The sequence below is a fragment of the Pseudomonas sp. WS 5051 genome (assembly GCF_012985715.1).
In the GTDB taxonomy this organism is placed as follows: domain Bacteria; phylum Pseudomonadota; class Gammaproteobacteria; order Pseudomonadales; family Pseudomonadaceae; genus Aquipseudomonas; species Aquipseudomonas bubulae.
This window is the reverse complement of sequence record NZ_JAAQWV010000003.1, coordinates 61,957-84,398: the sequence shown is the minus strand read 5'-3', so window position 1 is coordinate 84,398 and position 22,442 is coordinate 61,957. Positions and strand designations below refer to the sequence as shown.

Here is a 22,442-nt window from a genome sequence, read left to right as displayed (position 1 = left end):
GTTCCAGATAATTCTAAAAACAGTACACAATTTGTGATTTTGAAGGCATCTGTGGAGCAGGCTTGCTCGTGATTCGGGCGACGCGGTCTGTCAGGCAAACCGTGGCGAGACCATCGCGAGCAAGCCCGCTCCCACAGGGAAGGGTGTTGCCTATACTCAATCGACCCCCTAATAAGAGAGTCCCGCCATGAATCATCTTGTTATCACCGTCTTTGCCCAGGACAAGGCCGGGCAGGTCGAGCGTATTGCCCAGTGCATCGCCGAGCATGGAGGTAACTGGCTGGAGAGTCGCATGTCGCGTATGGCCGGGCAATTTGCCGGGATCCTGCGTGTCGGCGTGCCTGCCGAAGCCCACGATGAGCTGGTCGATGCGCTGCAGCGGTTGGGCAAGGAAGGGATTCGGGTATTGATCGCTGAAAGCGGGATCGAGCAGTCCTGCACCTGGAAGCCCATCGCCATGGAGCTGGTGGGCAACGACCGCCCCGGCATTGTGCGCGATATCACCCGGGTGCTGACGGAGCAGGGGGTGAGCCTGGAGCGGCTGGTGACCGATGTGCGGCCCGCGCCCATGAGCAACGAGCCGCTGTTTCATGCCGAGGCCATTCTGGCTGTGCCCCTGACCTTATCGCTCGACGTGCTGCAAAAGCGTCTGGAAACCCTGGCCGATGAACTGCTGGTAGACCTCAAGTTCAGCACCGAAGAGTAACTGCGCCGGTTCAGCTGCGCTGGCGCAGGCTGAACCAGGCATCGAGGCTGTACACCACCAGCCCGGCCCAGATAAACGCAAAGGCGATCAAGGTGCTTTCGGACAGGTGTTCGCCATACACCCAGACCGCCAGGATCAGCACCAGCGTCGGCGCGATGTACTGCATAAAGCCCAGGGTCGTGTAGGGCAGATGTCGTGCGGCGGCGTTGAAACTGACCAAGGGTATCAGCGTGGCCGGGCCGGCAAATACCAGCAGCCAGGCCTCTGAGGTACTCCAGAAGTCAACGTGGGCGCTGTTGGCTTCCGGATGCAGCAACAGCCAGCCGATGGCAACCGGGACCAGGATCCAGGTTTCTACCACCAGCCCCGGCAGCGCCTTGACCGGTGCTTGCTTGCGAATCAGCCCGTAAAAGCCAAACGTCAGCGCCAGCACCAGCGATACCCACGGCAGGCTGCCCACTTGCCACACTTGTTGTGCCACGCCCGCAGCTGCCAGGCCTACGGCAATCCACTGCAAGCGGCGCAGGCGTTCGCCCAGCAGCAACATGCCGAGCAATACGTTTACCAGCGGGTTGATGTAATAGCCCAGGCTGGCTTCGACCATGCGGTCGTTATTTACGGCCCATACATAGGTCAGCCAGTTGGCGGCAATCAGCAGGCCGCTGATGGTCAGCACGCCCAGGCGTTTGGGGTTGTCGCGCAGTTCCTGCCACCAGCCGGGGTGCTTCCACACCAGCAGCAGCAACGAGCCGAACAAGGCCGACCAAAGCACCCGGTTGACGATGATTTCGGCCGCCGGAACGCTGGCCAGCAGTTTGAAGTAGAGCGGGAAGATGCCCCAGATGACATAGGCCGTGAGGCCTAAAATATACCCGCGGCGCGGGTTGGCGGCTTGCATGCAGAATCCTTGCTTAGGCAACTAACAGACACGGAAGAAGTCAGGATTGTAAGCAGGTTTTGCAGGCGTGTCGTGCAGGAGATTTGCAAGGCAGACAGTTGTTTTTGCACCAGCAGCGGTCCCGGATTTTCTGTGGGAGCGGGCTTGCTCGCGATGCGGGCGCTGCGGTCTGACAGTTAAACCGCATCGAGCCAATCGCGAGCAAGCCCGCTCCTGCAAGAGCCACATACATGGCGTCAGAACAATTTCAGCGGCTCCTCATTGAGTGCTGAAAGCTGTTCACGCAATGCCAGGATCTGGTCGCCCCAGTAGCGTTCGGTACCAAACCACGGGAAGCTGTGGGGGAAGGCCGGGTCGTCCCAGCGTCGCGCCAGCCAGGCACTGTAGTGCATCAGGCGCAAAGCGCGCAGCGGCTCGATCAACGCTAGTTCGCGGGGGTTGAAGTCATGAAATTCGCTGTAGCCGTCCATCAACTCTGACAGCTGGCCCAGGCATTCCTGGCGATCACCGGCGAGCATCATCCACAAATCCTGCACCGCAGGGCCCATGCGGCAGTCATCGAGGTCGACGATATGGAACACTTCGTCGCGGCACATCATGTTGCCGGGGTGGCAATCACCATGCATGCGGATGTTGGTGTGCGGGGTGGCGGCGTAGACGTCTTCAACGCGCTTGAGCAGGTCGCGGGCGACGGACTCGTAGGCCGGGAGCAGGCTGCGCGGTATGAAGTTGCCTTCGAGCAGAGTGGTCAGTGAGTCGTGACCGAAGTTTTTCACGCCCAGTGCTTCGCGGTGTTCGAACGGCTTGGTTGCGCCTACGGCATGCAGGCGGCCGAGCAGTTGCCCGAGACGATACAGCTGGTCGAGGTTTCCCGGCTCTGGCGCACGGCCACCACGGCGTGGGAACAAGGTAAAGCGAAAGCCCTGGTGCTCGAACAGGCTTTGGCCGTTGTGAATCATCGGGGCCACGACCGGGACTTCGCAGTCGGCCAGTTCGAAGGTGAAGCGGTGCTCTTCGAGGATCGCTTCGTTGGTCCAGCGCTGAGGGCGATAGAACTTGGCGATCAGCGGCTGCGAGTCTTCGATACCGACCTGATACACGCGGTTTTCGTAGCTGTTGAGCGCCAACACGCGGGCATCGCTCAGGAAACCGATGCTCTCGACGGCGTCGAGCACCAGATCAGGGGTAAGTGTTGCAAACGGATGAGACATGCTGACTCCTGCGCGCAGCAGGCTGCCGCGTCCGGCCATGCATGTTAGCGCAGACCGGGGCCCGGAAGGCGACTTAATCCGCTGTGGGAGCGGGCTTGCTCACGATGCAGGCGCTGCGGTCTGTCAGTTAAATCGCACCAACCCGATCGCGAGCAAGACCGCTCCCACACCGAAAGGGTCAGGCGCCGACGATACCGCCGTCTTCACGGCTGATGGCCATGACCGAAGAACGCGGTTTGCCGTTGGGCAGATGCTCGGGGAAGGTGGATCCGCCGTTTTCGCCGGGGTGCTGAATACCAACGAACAGGGTTTTGTGGTCGGGCGAGAAGCTGATGCCGGTGACTTCACAGCCAATCGGCCCGACCATGAAGCGGCGGATTTCACCGCTGGCCGGGTCGGCGCAGAGCATCTGGTTATTGCCCATGCCGGCAAAGTCACCGCTGTTACTGGCATCGCCGTCGGTGAGGATCCACAAGCGCCCTGCGTCGTCGAAACCCAGGCCGTCGGGGCTGTTGAACATGTTTTGCGGGGTGATGTTGGCCGAGCCACCTTTGGCCGTTTTGCCGTGCACTGCCGGGTTGCCGGCCACCACGAACAGGTCCCAGTCAAAGGTGTCCGAGCCGTGATCACCCTTATGGGCGTTCCAGCGCAGGATTTGTCCGTAGACGTTTTTCTCACGTGGGTTGGGTCCGCCAGCCGGTTGTCCATCCTCGCCACGTTTGACGTTGTTGGTCAGGGTGCAATAAACCTGGCCGTCTTTGGGGCTGACCACTATCCATTCCGGGCGGTCCATGCGTGTGGCGCCGACTGTGCTGCCTGCCAGGCGGGCATGGATCAGGGTATCGGCCTGGCTGGCGAAACCATGGTCGGCATCAATGCCGTTTTTGCCGTGACTCAGTTCAAGCCACTGGCCCTGGCCCTTGGGGCGATCAGGGTTGCTGTCGCCATTGTCAAAGCGCGCCACATAAAGCGTGCCGTGGTCGAGCAGGTCGCGATTGGCCTTGGGGTTCTGGTGGTCGATCTTGTCGCGGCTGATAAATTTGTAGATGAACTCGCCGCGTTCATCGTCGCCCATATAGACCACGGCACGACCGTCGCCGGTTTCGGCCAGGGCGGCGTTTTCGTGTTTGAAACGGCCCAGGGCGGTGCGTTTGACCGGTGTTGAAAGCGGGTCGAACGGGTCGATTTCCACTACCCAGCCGTGACGGTTGAGTTCGTTGGGGTTGAGTGCCAGGTCGAAGCGCGGGTCGTGTTGGTGCCAGTTGATATCCTTGCTGGCCGCCACGGCACCATAGCGCTTTTGCGCGGTGTCGAAGGTTTGCTTGGCATCAGAGCTGCCGAAACAATCAGTGAAGTTTTCTTCGCACGTCAGATAAGTGCCCCACGGGGTTTTGCCGTTGGCGCAGTTCTGGAACGTGCCCAGGGCACGGCTGCCGGTGGCATCGGCCCGGGTGCGCAGCAGTTCGTGGCCCGCCGCGGGACCGCTGAGGCGGATCGGCGTGTTGCCGTGGATGCGCCGGTTAAAGGGTGAGCCCTGAACAAACTGCCAGCTGTCGCCCTTGCGCTGGATTTCGATCACCGACACGCCTTCACTGGCCAGGGCCTTGCGCACTTCTTCAAGGGAAGTGGGCGAGCCACCGTGAGGGTAGAGGTAGCGGTAGTTGGTGTATTCGTTGTTGATCGCCATGAGGGCCCGGTTCGGGTCATCGGGGAAGGCGAACAGGCTCATGCCGTCATTGTTGTCGCCAAATTGCACTTCCTGCTCGCTGGCGGTGCCTTTACCGGAAGGGTCAAACGCCGGGCCTTTGGCCTGCAGCGGCTGACCCCAGCTGATGAGCACCGAGGAACGGTAGCCGGGCGGCAGGCTGATGGTGTCGGTGGTGGCTGCGTTGATGCTGTCGAACCCCAGCAGGTTGCTGTTGGCGGCGCTGACCCCGGCCGCCAGGGCGCTGCGACCAAGCAGGCCGCCGCCGAGGAACATCGCCGCACCACACAAGGCGCCCGCACTGATAAAGCCCCGACGGCTCAGGCCGATGATCTGCTCAAGGTCGGTGGATTGGTTTTCTTCTAATAGGCTCATGGCTGGCTCGTCTGGCAACGGTTTTGGCAGACACCATAAGCAGCGGGTATGACAGGGATGTTTCAGTTTTTGTTTGAAAAGCCCCTCTCCCTCCTGGAGAAGATTGGGATGAGGGCAGCGGTTTAGAGCGCTGTGCCCAGCAACACCAGCGTCGGCGCAAACTGCACCTGTGCCGTACTGCCCACGGCCAGTCCAAGTGTTTCAAGGTGTTGCGGTTCGGTCAGCGCACACAGCGTCTGGCCGCCAGGCAGGCTGATGCGTACTTCACTGGGGCCGTCGGCGATGTGCAGGATCTGTTGGATCTGCCCGTGCAGGTGATTGTGTTCGGGGCTGGGCACTTGTGCGACGTCGATCAACTGCAGCCAGCCCGCTTTAATCAGTGCCACCGCCGGGCTATTGATCGCCAGTTCCAGGTGCTGGGTGCTGTCGTGGGTGATTTGCGCCTGCAAGGTCAGGCCACCGGGCAACTCAAGGTCAATCAGATCGTTGTGACCATGCCTGTGGATGGCAATCACGGTACCGTGCAACTGGTTACGGGCGCTGGTACGCAACATCAGGCGGCCGAGCAGGTCGAGATCCCGGGCGTCTTCGGCGGCGTCCAGCACCTGAGCCTGTAATGCCTGCAAGCGCTGATAAAGGCGCAGCACCCGCTCACCGGCCACGGACAACCGGGCGCCGCCTCCGCCCTTGCCGCCAATGCTGCGCTGCACCAAGGGGGTTTGCGCCAGGTTGTTCAGCTCATCGATGGCATCCCACGCAGCCTTGTAGCTGATGCCCGCACTTTTGGCGGCAGCCGTGATCGAGCCCTGCTCGGCGATGTGTTGCAACAGGGCAATACGTTGCGGGCGGTGGACAATATGCTGGGCAAGCAGGGCAGGCAGGTGCATGAAGACAGGTTCGCAAGACGGGGAGTGCCCGAAAAGTGCCTGCTCCACGGGGAGACGTCAAGCAAGCCCATCAGGTTTTGGCGTGCGCGCCAGGCAATACACATCGACCCGCCGCGCCCCACCCTTGAGCAACAGGCGCGCCAGGCTTTCTGCCGTGGCGCCGGTGGTCAGCACGTCATCGATCAGGGCCAGATGCAAGCCATTCACCTGCACCCCTGGCGCGAGGCTGAATGCGTGGCGCAGGTTGCGTTTGCGGGTTTTGGCGTCCAGATCCTGTTGCGCAGCGGTGTTCCGCGAACGCAGCAGCCAGTGCGGCTGGCAGGGGATGCACAACTGCTTGCCGAGCCAATCCCCCAGCATCCCGGCCTGGTTATAGCCACGCTCACGCAAGCGTTTGGTGGACAGGGGTACCGGCAGCAGGGCGTCAGGTTGAGGTTCACCCATGTTGAAGCTATCAAGCAGTGATTGCCCAAGAATTTCGGCCAAAAGGCGGCCGTAGGGCCATTTGCTGTGGTGCTTGAAGCGCACGATCAGGCTGTCGATCGGAAAGCCATACACCCAAGGTGCATGAACACGTTCGAAGGCGGGTGGCTGTCTGATGCAATGGCCGCAAACCAGCCCCGCCATGGGCAGCGGCAAAGCGCAGCGCTGGCAACGGTCACCCAGCCAGGGCAGTTCCAGTTCGCAGGCGACGCACAGGGCCTGCTCTGTACGGGCGCGCTCGTCACACAACAAACATGACTGGTTGTTTATTAACCAATTGTAAACCAATCGAATCCATAGTGGTTGACAGTTCATGTCACATCCTTAAACATGCCGATATCCGTGCCGTGCCTGGGTTTTTTGCCTCGGGTTCTAGTCAAAGCATAAACAAGAGAAACGCCGATGAGCGCCAGCAGCCTTGCCAACTTGCGACATGATTGGTCATTAGCCGAAGTCCGGGCGATGTTCACCCAGCCTTTCAACGACCTGCTTTTCGAGGCGCAGACCGTTCACCGCAAGCATTTCAATGCCAACCGGGTTCAAGTTTCGACGCTGTTATCGATCAAGACCGGGGCCTGCCCGGAAGATTGCAAATATTGTCCGCAGTCGGGCCACTACAACACCGGCCTGGCCAAAGAGAAGCTGATGCAGGTGCAGAAGGTGCTTGAAGAAGCACAGCGGGCCAAGGACATCGGTGCCACCCGTTTTTGCATGGGCGCAGCCTGGAAGCACCCTTCGGCCAAAGACATGCCCTACGTGTTGGAAATGGTCAAAGGGGTGAAGGCCATGGGCCTGGAAACCTGCATGACCCTGGGCAAGCTTGATCAGGAGCAGACCGCTGCACTGGCCCATGCCGGTCTCGACTACTACAACCACAACCTCGACACCTCGCCCGAGTTCTACACCAGCATCATCACCACGCGGACCTACAGCGAACGCCTGCAAACCCTGAGTTACGTGCGCGACAGCGGGATGAAAATCTGCTCCGGTGGCATCCTGGGCATGGGCGAGTCGCTGGACGACCGCGCCAACCTGCTGATCCAGCTGGCCAATCTGCCTGAGCACCCGGAATCGGTGCCCATCAACATGCTGGTGAAAGTGGCCGGCACGCCGATGGAGAACGCCGAAGACATCGACCCCTTTGATTTCATCCGCATGCTGGCAGTAGCGCGGATCATGATGCCTCTGAGCCATGTACGCCTGTCGGCAGGTCGTGAGGCAATGAACGAACAAATGCAGGCGCTGGCGTTCTTTGCCGGGGCCAACTCTATCTTTTACGGCGACAAACTGCTGACCACGGCCAACCCGCAGGCAGACAAGGACATGCGGCTGTTCAGCCGTTTGGGCATTCTGCCGGAGGAGGGTAAAGATCACGCCGACGAGGTGCATCAGGCGGCGATAGAGCACGCGCTTAGGGATCAGAAGTCCAGCGAGCAGTTCTATAACGCTGTGGTTTAACCACCGTGCAGGCCTGTAGTCGTTGCCGCAGGCTGCGATAAGGTCCGCAGGACCTTCGCTTTCAATACCGAAGCCGGGGCCGCTTCGCTGCCCATCGCAGCCTGCGCCAGCGGCTACAAGGGATTATAGTCAGCATGTCATTCGATCTACGCTCCCGGCTGGCCGCACGCCGCGCCGATAACCTGTATCGCCAGCGCCCGTTGCTAGAAAGCCCGCAAGGGCCGCAGGTGGTGGTCGATGGCAAGCCTCTGCTCGCCTTCTGCAATAACGACTACCTGGGCCTGGCCAGTCACCCGCAAGTGATTGAAGCCTGGCAAGCGGGAGCATCGCGCTGGGGCGTAGGCGGCGGTGCGTCGCATCTGGTCATCGGTCACAGCACCCCGCACCACGCACTGGAGGAGGCCCTGGCCGAGTTCACCGGTCGCCCGCGTGCGCTGCTGTTCAGTAACGGATACATGGCCAACATGGGAGCCGTCACCGCGTTGGTCGGGCAAGGCGATACGGTGCTGGAAGACCGCCTCAACCATGCCTCCCTGCTGGATGCCGGTTTGTTGAGCGGGGCGCGCTTCAACCGCTACCTGCATAACGATGCAAGTAGCCTTGCCAAGCGTCTGGAAAAAGCCAGCGGCAGTACGCTGGTGGTCACCGATGGCGTATTCAGCATGGACGGCGATCTGGCCGACCTCCCCGCTCTGGCCCGTGAAACCAGGGCCAAGGGTGCCTGGTTGATGGTAGACGATGCCCACGGTTTTGGTCCGTTGGGCGCCAATGGCGGCGGGATTGCCGAACATTTTGGCCTGAGTGCTGACGATGTGCCGGTACTGGTAGGAACGCTGGGCAAGGCATTTGGCACCAGCGGTGCATTTGTCGCGGGCAGCGAAGAACTGATCGAAAGCCTGATCCAGTTCGCCCGACCTTACATCTACACCACCAGCCAGCCTCCGGCGCTGGCCTGTGCGACGCTCAAAAGCCTTGAGCTGCTGCGCACCGAGCATTGGCGCCGTGAGCATCTGAACAAGTTGATTGCTCAGTTTCGCCTTGGTGCCGAGCAAATTGGCCTGCAGTTGATGGACAGCTTTACGCCGATCCAGCCGATCATGATCGGTGACAGTGGCCAAGCCCTTCGCCTGTCGCAGAGGCTGCGCGAGCGCGGCTTGCTGGTGACTGCAATCCGCCCGCCCACTGTCCCCGCAGGCAGCGCCCGTTTGCGCGTGACACTGTCGGCCGCCCACACAGAAGCACAGGTACAGCTATTGTTAACGGCACTCGACGACTGTTGGCGTACGTTGGAGCCTGCTCATGCGTGATCGTTTGATTCTGCTGCCGGGCTGGGGCCTGGGGGTTTCACCTCTGGAGCCTCTGGCCGAGGCCTTGCGCGGGCTGGACGAGCACTTGCGGGTCGAAATCGAACCGCTACCGGTGCTGCTGTCCACCGCTCTTGACGACTGGCTCGATGAACTCGACGCGACCCTGCCCGACAACGTCTGGCTGGGTGGATGGTCGCTGGGCGGGATGCTTGCCAGCGAGCTGGCTGCGCGTCGCGGCGATCGCTGCTGCGGGCTGGTTACCTTGGCCAGCAACCCGAGCTTTGTCAGTCGCGCGGATTGGCCAGGCGCCATGCCTGTCTCCACGTTCGAGCCGTTCCTGAGCGGTTTTGGTGATGCGCCGAATACCACGCTCAAACGTTTTTGCCTGCTCTGCAGCCAGGGCTCGGATGAGCCGCGGGCGCTTGCCAGCCTGCTGCTGGCCGGCGCACCCAATGCTCAGCCCGATGCCTTGTCGGCCGGCCTTGAATTGCTCTGCAGGCTGGATACGCGGGCAGCCTTGCAGCGTTTCAACGGGCCGCAATTGCACCTGTTTGCGGGGCTTGATGCGCTGGTTCCGGAGCAGGCGGCAAGTGATGTGCTGGCGCTGTTACCCGATGTCGAAGTGGGTCTGATTGAACAGGCCTGTCATGCATTTTTACTGGAAGCCCCGCACGAACTGGCGGCGGCGATTCAGGCTTTTTTACACGAGTCGGGCGATGAATGATTTGAGTATTGCGATGCTTGCGGCCAGCTTGCCGAACAAGCGTCAAGTGGCTGTCTCGTTTTCCCGTGCGGCCGCCAGTTACGACAGCGTCGCCCAATTGCAGCGTGACGTTGGCCATGAGCTGATGGCCCGTTTACCGCAGGATTTGAGCCCGCAGCGCTGGCTGGATCTGGGCAGTGGCACAGGTTATTTCAGCCGCGTGCTGGGTCAGCGCTTTACCCATAGTCAGGGGGTGGCACTGGATATTGCCCAAGGCATGCTGGCGTATGCCCGGCCTTTGGGCGGGGCACAGCATTTTATCGCTGGCGATGCCGAAAACCTGCCGCTGCAATCAAACAGTTGTGATCTGATTTTCTCCAGCCTGGCGCTGCAATGGTGTGCTGATTTTCGCGCGGTGCTGAATGAGGCGCAGCGTGTGCTCAAACCCGGTGGGGTCCTGGCCTTTACCAGTTTGTGCGTGGGCACCTTGAATGAGCTGCGTGATAGCTGGCGGGCAGTCGACGGCCAGGCTCACGTCAATCGTTTTCGTGAGTTCACGGCCTATCAGCAGCTTTGCGCCGACAGCGGTCTGCAGGTACTCGGCTTGCAGAATCAGCCGCATGTGCTGCACTACCCGCAAGTACGCCAGTTGACCCATGAGCTTAAAGCGCTCGGTGCACATAATCTCAACCCGGGACGTCCTGAGGGGCTGACCGGCAGGGCGCGGGTTCAGGGGCTGGTTGGCGCCTACGAGCAGTTTCGTCAGCCGCTGGGGTTACCGGCGACTTATCAGGCGGTCTACGGCATTCTGGAGAAAGCGCGATGAGCCCAGCGTACTTCATCACCGGTACGGACACAGATGTAGGCAAAACCACGGTGGCGGCAGGTTTTCTGTATGCCGCGCGCACGGCCGGGCTGAGTACGGCCGCGGGCAAGCCGGTTGCCTCGGGTTGTGAAGTCACTCCCCAGGGATTGCGCAATGCTGACGCACTGGCATTGATGGCCGAGAGCTCGATCAAGTTGAGTTATGACGAGGTCAACCCGGTGGCGTTCGAGCCGGCCATCGCCCCGCATATTGCGGCGCGTGAAGCCGGGGTGGTACTGACGGTGCGCTCGCTGCTGGAGCCGATGCAGCACATTCTGGGTCAAAAGGCCGACTTCACCCTGATTGAAGGCGCCGGCGGCTGGCGCGTGCCGTTGTCCGGTCAGGACAGTTTGTCGGAGTTGGCACAGGCGCTGGACCTGCCGGTAATCCTGGTGGTGGGCGTGCGTCTGGGCTGTATCAGCCATGCACTGTTGACCGCCGAGGCGATTGCCCGTGATGGCCTGCAGCTGGCTGGCTGGGTCGCCAATATCATTGGCCCGAAAACCTCACGCCTGGAAGAAAACCTCGCCACCCTGGCGGAGCGATTGCCCGCGCCTTGCCTTGGGCGTGTGCCTAAACTCAAATCAGCGTCGGCGCAGTCCGTGGCTGAATACCTGCAACTGGATTTGCTGGACTGATACACCGCTTTAATCTGTGGGAGCGGGCTTGCTCGCGATGGCCTCGCCTCGGTCTGCCTGACTGTCCGAACCGGCTGTATTGCGAGCAAGCCCACCCCAAAAATATCCCCTCCCTTGATCAGACAAATCCGACCCAAGACGAACGGCGGCTTCGCGCTGCTTGACAATAAATAGGCGTAAACGTATGTTTCAAACACCTGTTTGACCGCCATAACAAATCCACGCGGTTGTTCATCCCCGGTTTCATCAGCAGAGGTTTATCGCTATGCCTGACTACAAGGCCCCCTTGCGTGATATTCGCTTCGTTCGTGACGAACTGCTCGGTTACGAAGCGCACTATCAGAGCCTGCCGGCTTGCCAGGACGCCACTCCAGATATGGTTGACGCCATTCTTGAAGAAGGCGCCAAGTTTTGTGAGCAGGTGCTGGCACCTCTGAACCGCGTGGGTGACATCGAAGGCTGCACCTGGAGCGAAACCGGGGTTAAAACCCCTACAGGCTTCAAAGAAGCCTACAAACAATTCGTTGAAGGCGGCTGGCCGAGCCTGGCTCACGACGTAGAGCACGGTGGTCAAGGCCTGCCGGAATCGCTGGGCCTGGCCGTGAGCGAAATGGTCGGTGCAGCCAACTGGTCGTGGGGCATGTACCCTGGCCTGTCCCATGGTGCGATGAACACCATCTCCGAGCACGGCACCCCCGAGCAGCAAGAGACCTACCTGACCAAGCTGGTGACCGGCGAATGGACCGGCACCATGTGCCTGACCGAATCGCACTGCGGTACTGACCTGGGCCTGCTGCGCACCAAGGCTGAACCTCAGGCTGACGGTTCCTACAAGATTTCCGGCACCAAGATCTTTATCTCGGCCGGTGAACACGATATGGCCGATAACATCGTGCACATCGTGCTGGCTCGCCTGCCGGATGCACCGGCTGGCACCAAAGGCATTTCGCTGTTTATCGTGCCCAAGTTCAACGCCAACGCCGATGGCAGCATCGGTGAGCGCAACGCCGTGTCCTGTGGCTCGCTTGAGCACAAAATGGGCATCCACGGTAACGCCACCTGCGTGATGAACTTCGACGGCGCCACCGGCTACCTGATCGGCCCGCCGAACAAAGGCCTGAACTGCATGTTCACCTTTATGAACACCGCACGTCTGGGCACCGCGCTGCAAGGCCTGTCCCACGCTGAAATCGCCTTCCAGGGCGGCCTGAAATACGCTCGTGACCGTCTGCAGATGCGTTCGTTGACCGGCCCGAAGGCGCCTGAAAAGGCGGCTGACCCGATCATCGTTCACCCGGACGTACGTCGCATGCTGTTGACCACCAAGGCATTCGCCGAAGGCAACCGTGCGATGGTGTACTTCACCGCCAAGCAAGTCGACATCGTCAAATACGGCGTTGATGAAGAAGAGAAGAAGAAAGCTGACGCACTGCTGGCCTTCATGACACCGATCGCCAAAGCCTTTATGACTGAAGTCGGTTTTGAGTCCGCCAACCACGGCGTGCAAATCTACGGCGGCCACGGCTTTATCGCCGAGTGGGGCATGGAGCAGAACGTTCGCGACAGCCGCATTTCGATGCTGTACGAAGGCACCACCGGCATCCAGGCACTCGACCTGCTGGGCCGTAAAGTGCTGATGACCCAGGGCGAGGCGCTCAAGGGCTTCACCAAGATCGTGCACAAGTTCTGCCAGAGCAACGAAGGCAACGACGTACTCAACGAGTTCGTCACGCCACTGGCTGCGCTGAACAAGGAATGGGGCGAGCTGACCATGAAGGTCGGTATGGCCGCGATGAAAGACCGTGAAGAAGTGGGTGCGGCCTCGGTCGACTACCTGATGTACTCCGGTTATGCCTGCCTGGCTTACTTCTGGGCTGACATGGCGCGCCTGGCAGCTGAAAAGCTGGCGGCCGGCACGTCCGAAGAAGCGTTCTATAAAGCCAAGCTGCAAACGGCCCGCTTCTACTTCCAGCGCATCCTGCCGCGTACCCGCGCGCACGTTGCCACCATGCTGTCGGGCGCTGCCAACCTGATGGACATGAAAGAAGAAGACTTCGACCTGGGCTACTAAGCCTCGGCGGGTCATCTTGCAAAGCCGCTTCTCCTTTTGGGGAGGCGGCTTTTTTAGTTTTGGTGCGCCTTAACTTTCTGTGGGAGCGAGCCTGCTCGCGAAAGCCCTCGCGAGCAGGCTCGCTCCCACATCAGATATGCTCTCGACCAAAACATGTACATTAGTCACAGCATGACCCTATGTATCGCTATCGTCGTTAAGCTAGACTGGGTCCTACATTAATAATCGCCGTTTACAGATTACGAGGTTTGCCATGGCTGACTACAAAGCGCCCCTGCGCGATATGCGCTTCGTCCTCAATGAAGTCTTTGAGGTCGCCAAGCTCTGGGCGCAATTGCCTGCGTTGGCAGAGACCGTAGATGCTGAAACGGTTGAAGCCATTCTCGAAGAAGCGGGTAAGGTCACCGCGAAAAGCATCGCGCCGCTGAGCCGCAGTGGTGATGAGGAAGGCTGCCACTGGGACAATGGTGCAGTGACCACCCCGGCCGGTTTTGTCGATGCCTATCGCACCTACGCCGAAGGCGGTTGGGTGGGTGTGGGCGGCGACCCGCAGTTCGGCGGCATGGGCATGCCCAAGGCTGTGTCGGCCCAGGTCGAAGAGATGATCAACTCCTCCAGCCTGTCGTTCGGCCTGTACCCGATGTTGACCGCCGGCGCCTGTGTGTCGATCAACGCGCACGCCAGCGAAGCATTGAAAACGACCTATTTGCCGAATATGTACTCGGGTGTGTGGGCGGGTTCCATGTGTTTGACCGAGCCCCATGCGGGTACTGATCTGGGGATTATTCGGACAAAAGCCGAGCCTCAGGTGGATGGTTCCTACAAAGTCAGCGGCACCAAGATTTTCATCACCGGTGGTGAGCACGACCTGACCGAAAACATTATCCATCTGGTACTGGCCAAATTGCCGGACGCGCCTGCGGGGCCTAAAGGCATCTCGCTGTTTCTGGTGCCCAAGTTCATGGTCAATGCCGATGGCAGCCTGGGTGAGCGCAACCCGGTGACCTGCGGCTCTATCGAGCACAAGATGGGTATTCAGGCTTCGGCCACCTGTGTGATGAACTTCGATGAAGCTGTCGGCTACCTGGTGGGAGAGCCCAACCGTGGCTTGGCCGCCATGTTCACCATGATGAACTATGAGCGTCTGGGCGTTGGCATCCAGGGCCTGGCTTCGGGTGAGCGTTCGTATCAGAACGCCGTGGAATATGCCCGCGATCGCTTGCAGGGACGCGCTGCAACAGGCGCAGTGGCCAAGGATAAAGTGGCGGACCCGATCATCGTTCACGCCGACGTCCGACGCATGCTGCTGACCATGAAGGCCTCGAACGAAGGCGGTCGGGCCTTCTCTACTTATGTTGCCAACCAGCTGGATATCGCCAAGTTCAGTGAAGACCCGGCAGCGCGTGAGCGCGCCGATGGCCTGGTGGCTTTGCTGACCCCGGTGGCCAAGGCCTTCCTGACTGATCTGGGCCTGGAAACCACCGTGCATGGCCAACAGGTGTTCGGCGGCCACGGCTATATTCGCGAGTGGGGCCAGGAGCAGTTGGTGCGTGATGTGCGCATCACGCAAATCTACGAAGGCACCAACGGTATCCAGGCGCTGGATCTGGTGGGGCGCAAGATCGTTGGCAACCACGGGGCTTACTACCGCCAGTTTGCTGATGAAATCCGTCAGTTCATCGCCACCGCCAACAGCGACCTGAACGAGTTTACCCAGCCACTGGCGGCGGCTTTGGACACACTTGACCAGTTGACAGCCTGGGTACTGGACCGTTCGCAAAACAACCCGAACGAGATCGGCGCAGCCTCCGTTGAGTACCTGCAGGTTTTTGGTTACACAACGTATGCGTACATGTGGGCGTTGATGGCCAGGGCCGCGTTGGGTAAAGAGGCCGATGAAGCCTTCTATGCCAGCAAGCTGGGCACGGCACGCTTCTATTTCGCCCGTTTGCTGCCGCGTATCCACTCGCTGAGCGCGTCGGTCAAGGCGGGTAGCGAGTCGCTTTACCTGCTGGACGAAGCACACTTTTAACCTGTTTAGTGTTTTGTAAGCATTTGCTTACATTACATGCTGACAATCTCCCATATCGGCAGATTGGATCCAGGGGTAATCTACTTTCCATGGACGTAGAGCAGGAAGCTCAAAGCAACAACACGGACACGTAGGATTCTGCCAGGATGGCGGAGTGAAAAGGATGTCAGGGAAACAGTCTGCAAAACCCCGCCTCGGCGGGGTTTTCTTTTTTGTGCGTCAGAATTTTCTCGATTTCCCAGTTCCTGTGGGAGCGGGCTCGCTCGCGATCGCATCACCACGGTCTTCCTGGAGCACCGAGTCGCCTGAATCGCGAGCAAGCCCGCTCCCACAAGGTGGCCAGCTACAGCGCCCCTTCATCGCCCTGCATCACATCTTCAAGCAACGTGCGCAGCAGTCCCAAAGTGGCTTGCTGGCGTTGCACATCGCGACACACCAGCCCCACTTGCAGCGGTACCCGTGGCTCGCTCAGCGGCTTCCACAGCAGCGCCTTGTCGTCGTGTTGATGACGCGAGCGCCCTGGCAAGACAGTGGCCAGCTTGCTATGGGGCAGGCTGTCGAGGATCCCCGCCATGGTGTTGAGCTCGGCCTGCACCTGCGGGCGACGGCCCAGATTGGCAAGCTGGGCTTGCCAGATCTGGCGCACCTGAAACTCTTCCCCCAGCAGCAACATCGGCAGCTCTGCCGCCTGGCTCAAGGACACTTTCTTGAATTCGCGCAACGGATGATCCGCCGGGATCACCAGTTGCAGTTCGTCTTCGTAAAGCATCATGGCGTGCAGCCCAGGCTGGCGTGGCGGCAGGTAACTGATGCCAATGTCGAGTGAACCATTCAGCAGGCGCCGTTCGATCTCTATGCCCGTGAGCTCGTAGATCTGTACCACCAAATGGGGTTGGGCCTGACGTACACGCTCCAGCATCTGCGGCACCAGGCTGGTATGCACAGTTTGCAATACACCGATGGCAATGGTGCGCAGGGCCTGGCCCTGAAAGTTGTGCAGAGCCTCTTTGGCTCGCTGCAATCCGTCGAGCAAGGGCAGCGCGTGGTTGTACAGCGTGTGTGCTGCCAAAGTAGGCAGCAGGCGCTTGCTGCTGCGCTCGAACAGGCTCACATCAAGGTTGTGTTCGAGCTGACGGATCTGCTGGGAGAGGGCTGGCTGCGAGATGCAAAGCCGCTCGGCGGCACGGCCCACATGGCCTTCTTCATAGACCGCGACGAAATAACGCAGTTGCTTGAAATCCATAAGTAATACTTATCGAAAATGCTTAAAAAACGAAATGGCTCAACGGCCTGCCGGCGCCTAGTCTACGCCCATTCCACAAGGCTCATCGAGCCAGAGATGCTGATAGGCAACGGCGTTTTACATAGGCAGGACAATAAACCCGAGCAGAGGTTTACCTTTCCCATGAAGCGTCGGCGGTTGCAAATCGAATCTGTTTATGGTCACAAGGTCCGCGTGCATGAACCTGTTTAACCTGCGTCGCCATTCCCCCAGCCTCGAAGAAATGGCCGCCCACTCTGCGCCATCCAAAGCTGGCAACCACCCGTCCCGAGACTGCCTGATGCCCTGCGTTGAGCGTGAAGCCCAAGTGTTTGTGCGCGGCCAGGGCTCATGGATGTGGGACAGCGACAGCCGTGCATATCTGGATTTTATCCAGGGCAGTGCGGCCAACAGCCTGGGCCACAGCCCGGCGGTGCTGGTCAAGGCAATGACCGAGCAGGCGCAATCGTTGCTAAACCCGGGTGCAGGTTTTTTAAACCGCGGGATGTTGAACCTGGCGCAGCGCTTGTGTGAAAGCACCGGTAGTGATCAGGTGCATTTGCTCAACACCGGCGCTGAGGCCAATGAAGGTGCGATCAAGCTGGCACGCAAATGGGGCCAGCTGCATCGCGGTGGCGCCCATCGGATCATCACGGCCAGCCGCAGCTGCCACGGTCGCAGCTTTGGCGCGATGTCGGCTTCGGGCAGCGCATCTGTGGATAACCGCTTCGAGCCGCAGTTGCCGGGTTTTATCAATGTGCCGTTCAACGATTTGCCGGCGCTGCATGCGGCAGTCGATGCGCAGACCGTGGCCATCATGCTGGAACCGGTACAAAGCGAAGCCGGGGTGATTCCGGCGACTGAGCACTACCTCAAGGGTGTTGAGCGCTTGTGTCGCGAGCTGGGCATTTTGCTGATCCTGGATGAAGTGCAGACCGGCGTGGGGCGTTGCGGCACCTTGCTGGCAGAACAGAATTACGCCATTCGCGCCGACATCATTACGTTAGGCAAGGGCCTGGGCGGCGGTGTACCAGTGGCCGCATTGCTGGCTCGGGGCAAGGCCTGTTGCCTGGAGCCCGGCGAGCTGGGCGGTACCCATCATGGCAATGCCTTGATGAGCGCAGCGGGGTTGGCGGTGCTGGATACCGTGCTGGACAAGGGCTTTCTGCAGCAGGTTCGCGACGCGGGGCAACACCTGCGCGAGGGTTTGGGCAGGTTGGCAAATAGTTATGCACAGGGCGAATTACGCGGCCAGGGTCTGCTTTGGGGTCTGACCTTGTCGGATAACTCGGCAGACGCTGTGGTCAAGGCGGCGTTGTATGAGGGCTTGCTGATCAGCGCCCCGCAGCCCGACTGCCTGCGTTTTACCCCGGCCCTGTGTGTGAGCAAGGGCAATATCGATGAAATGCTGCTGCGTCTGGCCCGGGCGTTTTCCCGGGTTCGAACGGCGCAATTGCAGTGCCGTCGCGGGGTTGCCGTCTGATTGCAGCCGTTACACAGAATTTAAAGAACCGTCTCGCGGTATAACGCATCGCCCCGTGCCTGATTTCTTCGGTACGGGGCGTTTTTTTTGTCTGTGGATAAGTTCAGTCTGAACCTTTGGCTTGCGCCTGGAGTCGATTAGAAGCAGGGCCATTTCTGGCCCGCCACTATCAGGGAGCTGCGCATATGGATCTTATTAAAATCATCTTTGCCATTCTGCTTCCACCGCTGGGTGTGTTTATGCAGGTGGGTTTTGCCGGTGCGTTCTGGCTGAATATTCTGCTGACCCTGTGCGGCTATATCCCGGGCATCGTGCATGCGGTGTGGATTATCGCCAAGCGGTAACCAGGCAGCGACTACAGTTATGTATCGGCCTGCATCACCTGGCTATAAAACAACCATTCCTGTTCCAGTGCATGGGCCTGGTTACTGGCCTTGCGAAAGCCGTGGCGTTCGTCCGGGTAGTAATGGGCCTGGGCCGGGATGCCGTTGTATTGCAGGGCCTGGAGCATGTCGCGGGTTTGTTGCGGCACCACTACAGCGTCCAGCTCACCCTGGAAGAAAATAACCGGCACGCTGATCTGGTTGGCGTACAGCAACGGAGTGCGCGCTGCATAGCGTTCAGCGTCGCGCTCCGGATCGCCAATCAGCCAGTCAAGGTAGTCACCTTCAAACTTGTGGGTGGACCGCGTCAGCGCAATTGGGTCGCTGACCCCGTACAGGCTGGCACCCGCCCGGAACACTTTATGGAATGCCAGCGCGCATAAGGTGGTGTAACCCCCCGCGCTGCCGCCACGAATAAACGCACGGCGGGGAGCAATCAGATCTTGTTCGGTGAGATAACTGACCACCGCGCAGGCATCTTCGACATCCACCACGCCCCAATTCAAATGCAAGGCTTGACGATACTCACGGCCATAGCCGGTGCTGCCGCGATAGTTGAGGTCAGCCACGGCAAAGCCGCGCTGGGTCCAGTATTGAATGCGCGGGTCGAGCATCGGGTAACAGGCCGAAGTCGGACCGCCGTGGATAAATACCAGCAGGGGCGGTTTTTTTTCGCCGTTCATAGCCGGGTAGAAAAAACCGTGGGCATGGCCCGTTCCAGAGGGATAACGCAGAGTTCTCGGGCGGCTGATACGTTCGGGGGGCAGCGGTGCAATGCCACCTGCCAGTACCTCCACCTTATGCTCGGCACGGCAGATACGGATCACGGCTGAAGGGCGTATCGGCGATGCTGCGATGCAGTAGATAAATGCCTCATCCCATGCCAGGCTGCGAAAATGGCTGTAGTCACCGGTGAAGTCTTCGAGGTTGCCGTCAGCTGTGCGGATGCCCAGTCGCCCGAAGCCGTCCTCGGTCCAACTGGCCAGATAGGCCTGCTCTCCCAGCGGCACAAAGGTGCTGGTGCCCAGTTGCCAAGGGGCCGGGGCGTGATCGGCGCGCGCGCTGGGCGCGGGTACCAGGCCTTCGCCAGACTCGGCCCAGGGCTGCCAGAAACCTGCGCGGTCGGTCAGGCAATGGAGCCGGTTATGTTCGTCGAAACGCGGCTGTTGCAGCGATTCCTCATCAAGATCACCGGCCAGGCACTGCGCGGTGTTCCAGCGCCCGGCGGTTTGGCCATCGGCCAGCATCAAACGGGTAGAGGTCCACGGTTGGTGTGGGCGGCTCCATTCGACCCAGGCCAGGCGCTGGCCGTCAGGGCTCAGCGCCGGTGCGCCGTAGAAGTCGGCACCTTCAGCCAGGATCTGACGTTCAAGGGTGCCCAGGTCGATGCTGACCAGTCGGTGTTGGTCGCCGGTTTCTTCGACTGCCAGCACCTGCCCGCCGGCAAACTGCACGCCGCCGTAGCGGCATTCACCCTGGGTCAGTGCCTGCGGGGCGCTACCTTCCAGAGGTTGCAGATACAGCTGCTGATCGGTTTCGTTGACGAACACCACGGCGTTATCGCTCAGGCAAAACCCGCCACCGCCGTACTCATAGACCCGGCTGCGTGCGCTGAAACCAGCGGGCGTCAGGCAGTGGGCCTGGCCATCGCGCCAGTGCCAGATGCGCGAGGCCGCATCCTGTGGACGATATTCGTTCCAGAACAGGCCTTGCGGGCCGACTCGCAATTCTGCGAAATCAACCCCGGCGGCTACGGCGAGTGCGGCGCTGAAGGGCTCAGCTTTTGGCGATAAGACGTGAGTTTCGTTCATTTCGGAAGGCCAATTGTTCGATGGTCTGGGTGGCGTGCTCGGCTTCTTCGCGCGCCTTGAGAATCAGGTTGTGTTGGGGCGATTTGCTGCACACCGGGTCCGCATTGCTGGCGTCCCCGGTGAGCATAAAGGCCTGGCAACGGCAGCCGCCGAAGTCCTTTTCTTTCTCGTCGCACGAGCGGCAGGGCTCGGGCATCCAGTCATAACCACGAAAACGGTTGAAGCCAAACGAGTCGTACCAGATGTGCTGCATGCTGTGGTCACGCACATTGGGGAACTCGACCGGCATTTGTCGGGCACCATGACACGGCAGGGCCGTGCCGTCAGGTGTGACGGTCAAAAAGATGCTGCCCCAGCCGTTCATGCAGGCTTTTGGGCGTTCTTCGTAATAGTCCGGCGTCACGAAGATCAGCTTGCAGGGGTGACCCTCTGCTTCCAGTTTGGCCCGGTATTCGTTGGTGATGCGCTCAGCCCGTACCAGTTGCTCCTTGGTCGGCAGCAGGCCGACACGGTTGAGCTGGGCCCAGCCGTAGAACTGACAGGTGGCCAGCTCAACAAAGTCGGCTTCAAGGGCGATGCACAGCTCGATGATGCGGTCGATTTTGTCGATGTTGTGCCGATGGGTGACGAAGTTCAGCACCATCGGGTAGCCGTGGGCCTTGACGGCCCTGGCCATTTCGAGCTTTTGCGCGAAGGCTTTTTTCGAGCCGGCCAGCAGGTTGTTGACCTGCTCGTCGCTGGCCTGGAAGCTGATCTGGATATGGTCCAGCCCGGCTTTTTTGAAGTCGCTGATCTTTTGCTCGGTCAGGCCGATGCCCGAGGTGATCAAGTTGGTATAGAAACCCAGCTTGCGCGCTTCGCCAATCAACTCTGCCAGATCCTGGCGCACCAGTGGCTCGCCACCGGAGAACCCCAGTTGCGCTGCACCCATCTCCCGCGCCTCGCGAAACACCTTGATCCACTGTTCGGTGCTCAGTTCTTTGCCCTGCTGGGCGAAGTCCAGAGGGTTGGAGCAATACGGACATTGTAACGGGCAGCGGTAGGTCAATTCAGCCAGCAGCCACAGCGGCAGGCCGACTTCAGGCTTGGGCGGGATACGGCTGTCAGGCAAGTTCGATCCAGTGCTCTGCACGAGCGACCTCCATAAATTGCTCGATATCTGCGCCGAGCTCGGGTACGCCGGGGAACTGTTTGTCCAGTTCGCCAATAATGGCCGCGACGTCGCGCTGGCCGTCGATCAGGCCGCCGATCAGGGCCGCGCTGTCATTGAGCTTGATCATGCCTTCGGGGTACAGCAACACATGGCCTTTTTGCGCGGGCTCGTACTGGTAACGATAGCCGGTGCGCCAGGTCGGGATTCTGCTGCGATCAAAGCTCATAGGGTGATTCCTTTGTGCCAGACACGTTGGCTGGTCACGCTGTGATAGGGCGGGCGGTCCAGCTCGTAGGCCATGGTCATGGCATCGAGCATGCTCCACAGGATATCGAGTTTGAACTGCAGGATTTCCAGCATGCGCTGCTGGCCTTCATAAGTAGTGTAGTGCTGCAGGGTGATTGCCAGCCCGTGCTCCACGTCGCGTCGGGCCTGGCCCAACCGGGTGCGGAAGTATTCGTAGCCGGCGGGGTCGATCCACGGGTAATGCTGGGGCCAGCTGTCCAGGCGCGACTGATGGATTTGCGGCGCAAACATTTCGGTCAGCGAGCTGCTGGCGGCTTCTTCCCATGTAGCGCGGCGGGCGAAGTTGACGTAGGCATCCACGGCAAAACGAACGCCGGGCAGGACCAGCTCTTGAGAGCGCAGTTGATCCGGGTCCAGGCCAACCGCTTGACCGAGGCGCAGCCAGGCTTCGATGCCGCCGTCTTCACCGGGCGCGCCGTCGTGGTCGATCATGCGTTGAATCCACTCGCGGCGCACTTCACGGTCAGGGCAGTTGGCCAGGATCGCGGCATCCTTAAGCGGGATATTGACCTGGTAGTAGTAACGGTTGGCGACCCAGCCCTGGATCTGCTCGCGAGTCGCGCGGCCTTCGTACATTGCCACCTGATAGGGGTGGTAGATGTGGTAATACGCGCCTTTGGCCCGCAGGGCGGCCTCGAATTCGGTGGTAGAGAGTGGGGCTTGGGTCATCTGGTGCCTCCAAAAAAATGTGATGCCTTTGTAGCAG

General features: G+C 60.2%; 20 protein-coding genes. 10 read left to right on the top strand and 10 right to left on the bottom strand.

The window, feature by feature from the left end; translation table 11 throughout:
• The first annotated feature begins 187 nt into the window (after window positions 1-187).
• A complete protein-coding gene (locus HBN79_RS05140) occupies window positions 188-706 on the top strand; it encodes an ACT domain-containing protein (protein WP_016782481.1) in 519 nt (172 codons plus the stop codon).
• A gap of 10 nt (window positions 707-716) precedes the next feature.
• Here the strand turns inward: HBN79_RS05140 and rarD are convergent, their stop codons facing one another.
• The 5 genes from rarD to HBN79_RS05115 all read right to left on the bottom strand — a co-directional run bounded on the left by rarD (window position 717) and on the right by HBN79_RS05115 (window position 6,580).
• Window positions 717-1,604 carry an EamA family transporter RarD gene (gene rarD / locus HBN79_RS05135; RefSeq protein ID WP_094999903.1) on the bottom strand — a complete coding sequence of 296 codons (888 nt, stop codon included), beginning with the start codon at window positions 1,602-1,604 and terminating at the stop codon, window positions 717-719.
• Window positions 1,605-1,840: 236 nt separating this feature from the next.
• A complete protein-coding gene (locus tag HBN79_RS05130) occupies window positions 1,841-2,815 on the bottom strand; it encodes a serine/threonine protein kinase (RefSeq protein ID WP_094999904.1) in 975 nt (324 codons plus the stop codon).
• Window positions 2,816-2,993: 178 nt separating this feature from the next.
• Entirely contained in the window at window positions 2,994-4,895 is a 1,902-nt protein-coding gene (locus HBN79_RS05125; protein WP_094999905.1) for a PhoX family phosphatase, read from the bottom strand.
• Between the two features lie 122 nt (window positions 4,896-5,017).
• Window positions 5,018-5,782, bottom strand: a complete 765-nt coding sequence (locus tag HBN79_RS05120) for a TOBE domain-containing protein (protein ID WP_094999906.1) — start codon at window positions 5,780-5,782, stop codon at window positions 5,018-5,020.
• A gap of 57 nt (window positions 5,783-5,839) precedes the next feature.
• Complete coding sequence (locus tag HBN79_RS05115) at window positions 5,840-6,580, bottom strand: ComF family protein (RefSeq protein ID WP_169916427.1); 741 nt, start codon at window positions 6,578-6,580, stop codon at window positions 5,840-5,842.
• A gap of 87 nt (window positions 6,581-6,667) precedes the next feature.
• Between HBN79_RS05115 and bioB the strand changes: the two genes are divergently transcribed.
• The 7 genes from bioB to HBN79_RS05080 all read left to right on the top strand — a co-directional run bounded on the left by bioB (window position 6,668) and on the right by HBN79_RS05080 (window position 15,339).
• Window positions 6,668-7,723, top strand: coding sequence for a biotin synthase BioB (bioB, locus tag HBN79_RS05110; protein ID WP_094999908.1), 1,056 nt, complete (start codon window positions 6,668-6,670; stop codon window positions 7,721-7,723).
• A gap of 134 nt (window positions 7,724-7,857) precedes the next feature.
• Window positions 7,858-9,030: an 8-amino-7-oxononanoate synthase gene (bioF, locus tag HBN79_RS05105; protein ID WP_095026652.1), complete on the top strand. Its 1,173-nt coding sequence runs from the start codon at window positions 7,858-7,860 to the stop codon at window positions 9,028-9,030.
• The gene (locus HBN79_RS05100; RefSeq protein WP_169916426.1) at window positions 9,023-9,754 is read left to right on the top strand and encodes an alpha/beta fold hydrolase; all 732 of its coding nucleotides are present in this window, start codon (window positions 9,023-9,025) and stop codon (window positions 9,752-9,754) included. Before bioF ends, HBN79_RS05100 begins: the two co-directional genes overlap by 8 nt.
• Window positions 9,747-10,559 carry a malonyl-ACP O-methyltransferase BioC gene (gene bioC / locus HBN79_RS05095; RefSeq protein WP_169916425.1) on the top strand — a complete coding sequence of 271 codons (813 nt, stop codon included), beginning with the start codon at window positions 9,747-9,749 and terminating at the stop codon, window positions 10,557-10,559. Before HBN79_RS05100 ends, bioC begins: the two co-directional genes overlap by 8 nt.
• Window positions 10,556-11,236, top strand: coding sequence for a dethiobiotin synthase (bioD, locus tag HBN79_RS05090; RefSeq protein ID WP_094999912.1), 681 nt, complete (start codon window positions 10,556-10,558; stop codon window positions 11,234-11,236). Before bioC ends, bioD begins: the two co-directional genes overlap by 4 nt.
• 265 nt (window positions 11,237-11,501) lie before the next feature.
• Window positions 11,502-13,307, top strand: a complete 1,806-nt coding sequence (locus tag HBN79_RS05085) for a phenylacyl-CoA dehydrogenase (protein ID WP_094999913.1) — start codon at window positions 11,502-11,504, stop codon at window positions 13,305-13,307.
• A gap of 253 nt (window positions 13,308-13,560) precedes the next feature.
• The gene (locus HBN79_RS05080) at window positions 13,561-15,339 is read left to right on the top strand and encodes an acyl-CoA dehydrogenase C-terminal domain-containing protein (RefSeq protein ID WP_094999914.1); all 1,779 of its coding nucleotides are present in this window, start codon (window positions 13,561-13,563) and stop codon (window positions 15,337-15,339) included.
• A gap of 343 nt (window positions 15,340-15,682) precedes the next feature.
• On the opposite strand, the gene HBN79_RS05075 is transcribed toward HBN79_RS05080, so the two are convergent.
• Window positions 15,683-16,582: a LysR substrate-binding domain-containing protein gene (locus HBN79_RS05075; RefSeq protein ID WP_094999915.1), complete on the bottom strand. Its 900-nt coding sequence runs from the start codon at window positions 16,580-16,582 to the stop codon at window positions 15,683-15,685.
• Window positions 16,583-16,799: 217 nt separating this feature from the next.
• Here HBN79_RS05075 and HBN79_RS05070 point away from each other — a divergent pair, with 217 nt between their 5' ends.
• Complete coding sequence (locus tag HBN79_RS05070; RefSeq protein ID WP_169916424.1) at window positions 16,800-18,083, top strand: aminotransferase class III-fold pyridoxal phosphate-dependent enzyme; 1,284 nt, start codon at window positions 16,800-16,802, stop codon at window positions 18,081-18,083.
• 185 nt (window positions 18,084-18,268) lie between these two features.
• Entirely contained in the window at window positions 18,269-18,427 is a 159-nt protein-coding gene (locus HBN79_RS05065; protein ID WP_004419451.1) for a YqaE/Pmp3 family membrane protein, read from the top strand.
• A 17-nt stretch (window positions 18,428-18,444) separates the two neighbouring features.
• On the opposite strand, the gene HBN79_RS05060 is transcribed toward HBN79_RS05065, so the two are convergent.
• The 4 genes from HBN79_RS05060 to pqqC are packed head-to-tail and all read right to left on the bottom strand — an operon-like array spanning window position 18,445 to window position 22,405.
• Window positions 18,445-20,277 (bottom strand): S9 family peptidase, encoded by a 1,833-nt coding sequence (locus HBN79_RS05060; protein WP_169916423.1) that lies wholly within the window; start codon window positions 20,275-20,277, stop codon window positions 18,445-18,447.
• Complete coding sequence (gene pqqE, locus HBN79_RS05055) at window positions 20,243-21,409, bottom strand: pyrroloquinoline quinone biosynthesis protein PqqE (RefSeq protein ID WP_094999918.1); 1,167 nt, start codon at window positions 21,407-21,409, stop codon at window positions 20,243-20,245. The genes HBN79_RS05060 and pqqE overlap by 35 nt, the downstream gene beginning before the upstream one ends.
• Window positions 21,381-21,656 carry a pyrroloquinoline quinone biosynthesis peptide chaperone PqqD gene (gene pqqD / locus HBN79_RS05050; protein ID WP_169916422.1) on the bottom strand — a complete coding sequence of 92 codons (276 nt, stop codon included), beginning with the start codon at window positions 21,654-21,656 and terminating at the stop codon, window positions 21,381-21,383. Before pqqD ends, pqqE begins: the two co-directional genes overlap by 29 nt.
• The gene (pqqC, locus tag HBN79_RS05045) at window positions 21,653-22,405 is read right to left on the bottom strand and encodes a pyrroloquinoline-quinone synthase PqqC (RefSeq protein ID WP_169916421.1); all 753 of its coding nucleotides are present in this window, start codon (window positions 22,403-22,405) and stop codon (window positions 21,653-21,655) included. The genes pqqD and pqqC overlap by 4 nt, the downstream gene beginning before the upstream one ends.
• Between the last annotated feature and the right edge of the window lie 37 nt (window positions 22,406-22,442).

What these genes read in the sequence shown, in the direction of transcription:
- HBN79_RS05080 (WP_094999914.1), top strand. Translation starts at nt 13,561, where the DNA reads ATGGCTGACTACAAAGCGCCCCTGCGCGATATGCGCTTCGTCCTCAAT.
- HBN79_RS05065 (WP_004419451.1), top strand. Translation starts at nt 18,269, where the DNA reads ATGGATCTTATTAAAATCATCTTTGCCATTCTGCTTCCACCGCTGGGT.
- HBN79_RS05130 (WP_094999904.1), bottom strand. Translation starts at nt 2,815, where the DNA reads ATGTCTCATCCGTTTGCAACACTTACCCCTGATCTGGTGCTCGACGCC.
- HBN79_RS05100 (WP_169916426.1), top strand. Translation starts at nt 9,023, where the DNA reads ATGCGTGATCGTTTGATTCTGCTGCCGGGCTGGGGCCTGGGGGTTTCA.
- HBN79_RS05085 (WP_094999913.1), top strand. Translation starts at nt 11,502, where the DNA reads ATGCCTGACTACAAGGCCCCCTTGCGTGATATTCGCTTCGTTCGTGAC.
- bioC (WP_169916425.1), top strand. Translation starts at nt 9,747, where the DNA reads ATGAATGATTTGAGTATTGCGATGCTTGCGGCCAGCTTGCCGAACAAG.
- bioD (WP_094999912.1), top strand. Translation starts at nt 10,556, where the DNA reads ATGAGCCCAGCGTACTTCATCACCGGTACGGACACAGATGTAGGCAAA.
- pqqC (WP_169916421.1), bottom strand. Translation starts at nt 22,405, where the DNA reads ATGACCCAAGCCCCACTCTCTACCACCGAATTCGAGGCCGCCCTGCGG.
- HBN79_RS05125 (WP_094999905.1), bottom strand. Translation starts at nt 4,895, where the DNA reads ATGAGCCTATTAGAAGAAAACCAATCCACCGACCTTGAGCAGATCATC.
- HBN79_RS05060 (WP_169916423.1), bottom strand. Translation starts at nt 20,277, where the DNA reads ATGAACGAAACTCACGTCTTATCGCCAAAAGCTGAGCCCTTCAGCGCC.
- bioB (WP_094999908.1), top strand. Translation starts at nt 6,668, where the DNA reads ATGAGCGCCAGCAGCCTTGCCAACTTGCGACATGATTGGTCATTAGCC.
- HBN79_RS05070 (WP_169916424.1), top strand. Translation starts at nt 16,800, where the DNA reads ATGAACCTGTTTAACCTGCGTCGCCATTCCCCCAGCCTCGAAGAAATG.
- HBN79_RS05120 (WP_094999906.1), bottom strand. Translation starts at nt 5,782, where the DNA reads ATGCACCTGCCTGCCCTGCTTGCCCAGCATATTGTCCACCGCCCGCAA.
- rarD (WP_094999903.1), bottom strand. Translation starts at nt 1,604, where the DNA reads ATGCAAGCCGCCAACCCGCGCCGCGGGTATATTTTAGGCCTCACGGCC.
- HBN79_RS05075 (WP_094999915.1), bottom strand. Translation starts at nt 16,582, where the DNA reads ATGGATTTCAAGCAACTGCGTTATTTCGTCGCGGTCTATGAAGAAGGC.
- bioF (WP_095026652.1), top strand. Translation starts at nt 7,858, where the DNA reads ATGTCATTCGATCTACGCTCCCGGCTGGCCGCACGCCGCGCCGATAAC.
- HBN79_RS05140 (WP_016782481.1), top strand. Translation starts at nt 188, where the DNA reads ATGAATCATCTTGTTATCACCGTCTTTGCCCAGGACAAGGCCGGGCAG.
- pqqD (WP_169916422.1), bottom strand. Translation starts at nt 21,656, where the DNA reads ATGAGCTTTGATCGCAGCAGAATCCCGACCTGGCGCACCGGCTATCGT.
- HBN79_RS05115 (WP_169916427.1), bottom strand. Translation starts at nt 6,580, where the DNA reads ATGAACTGTCAACCACTATGGATTCGATTGGTTTACAATTGGTTAATA.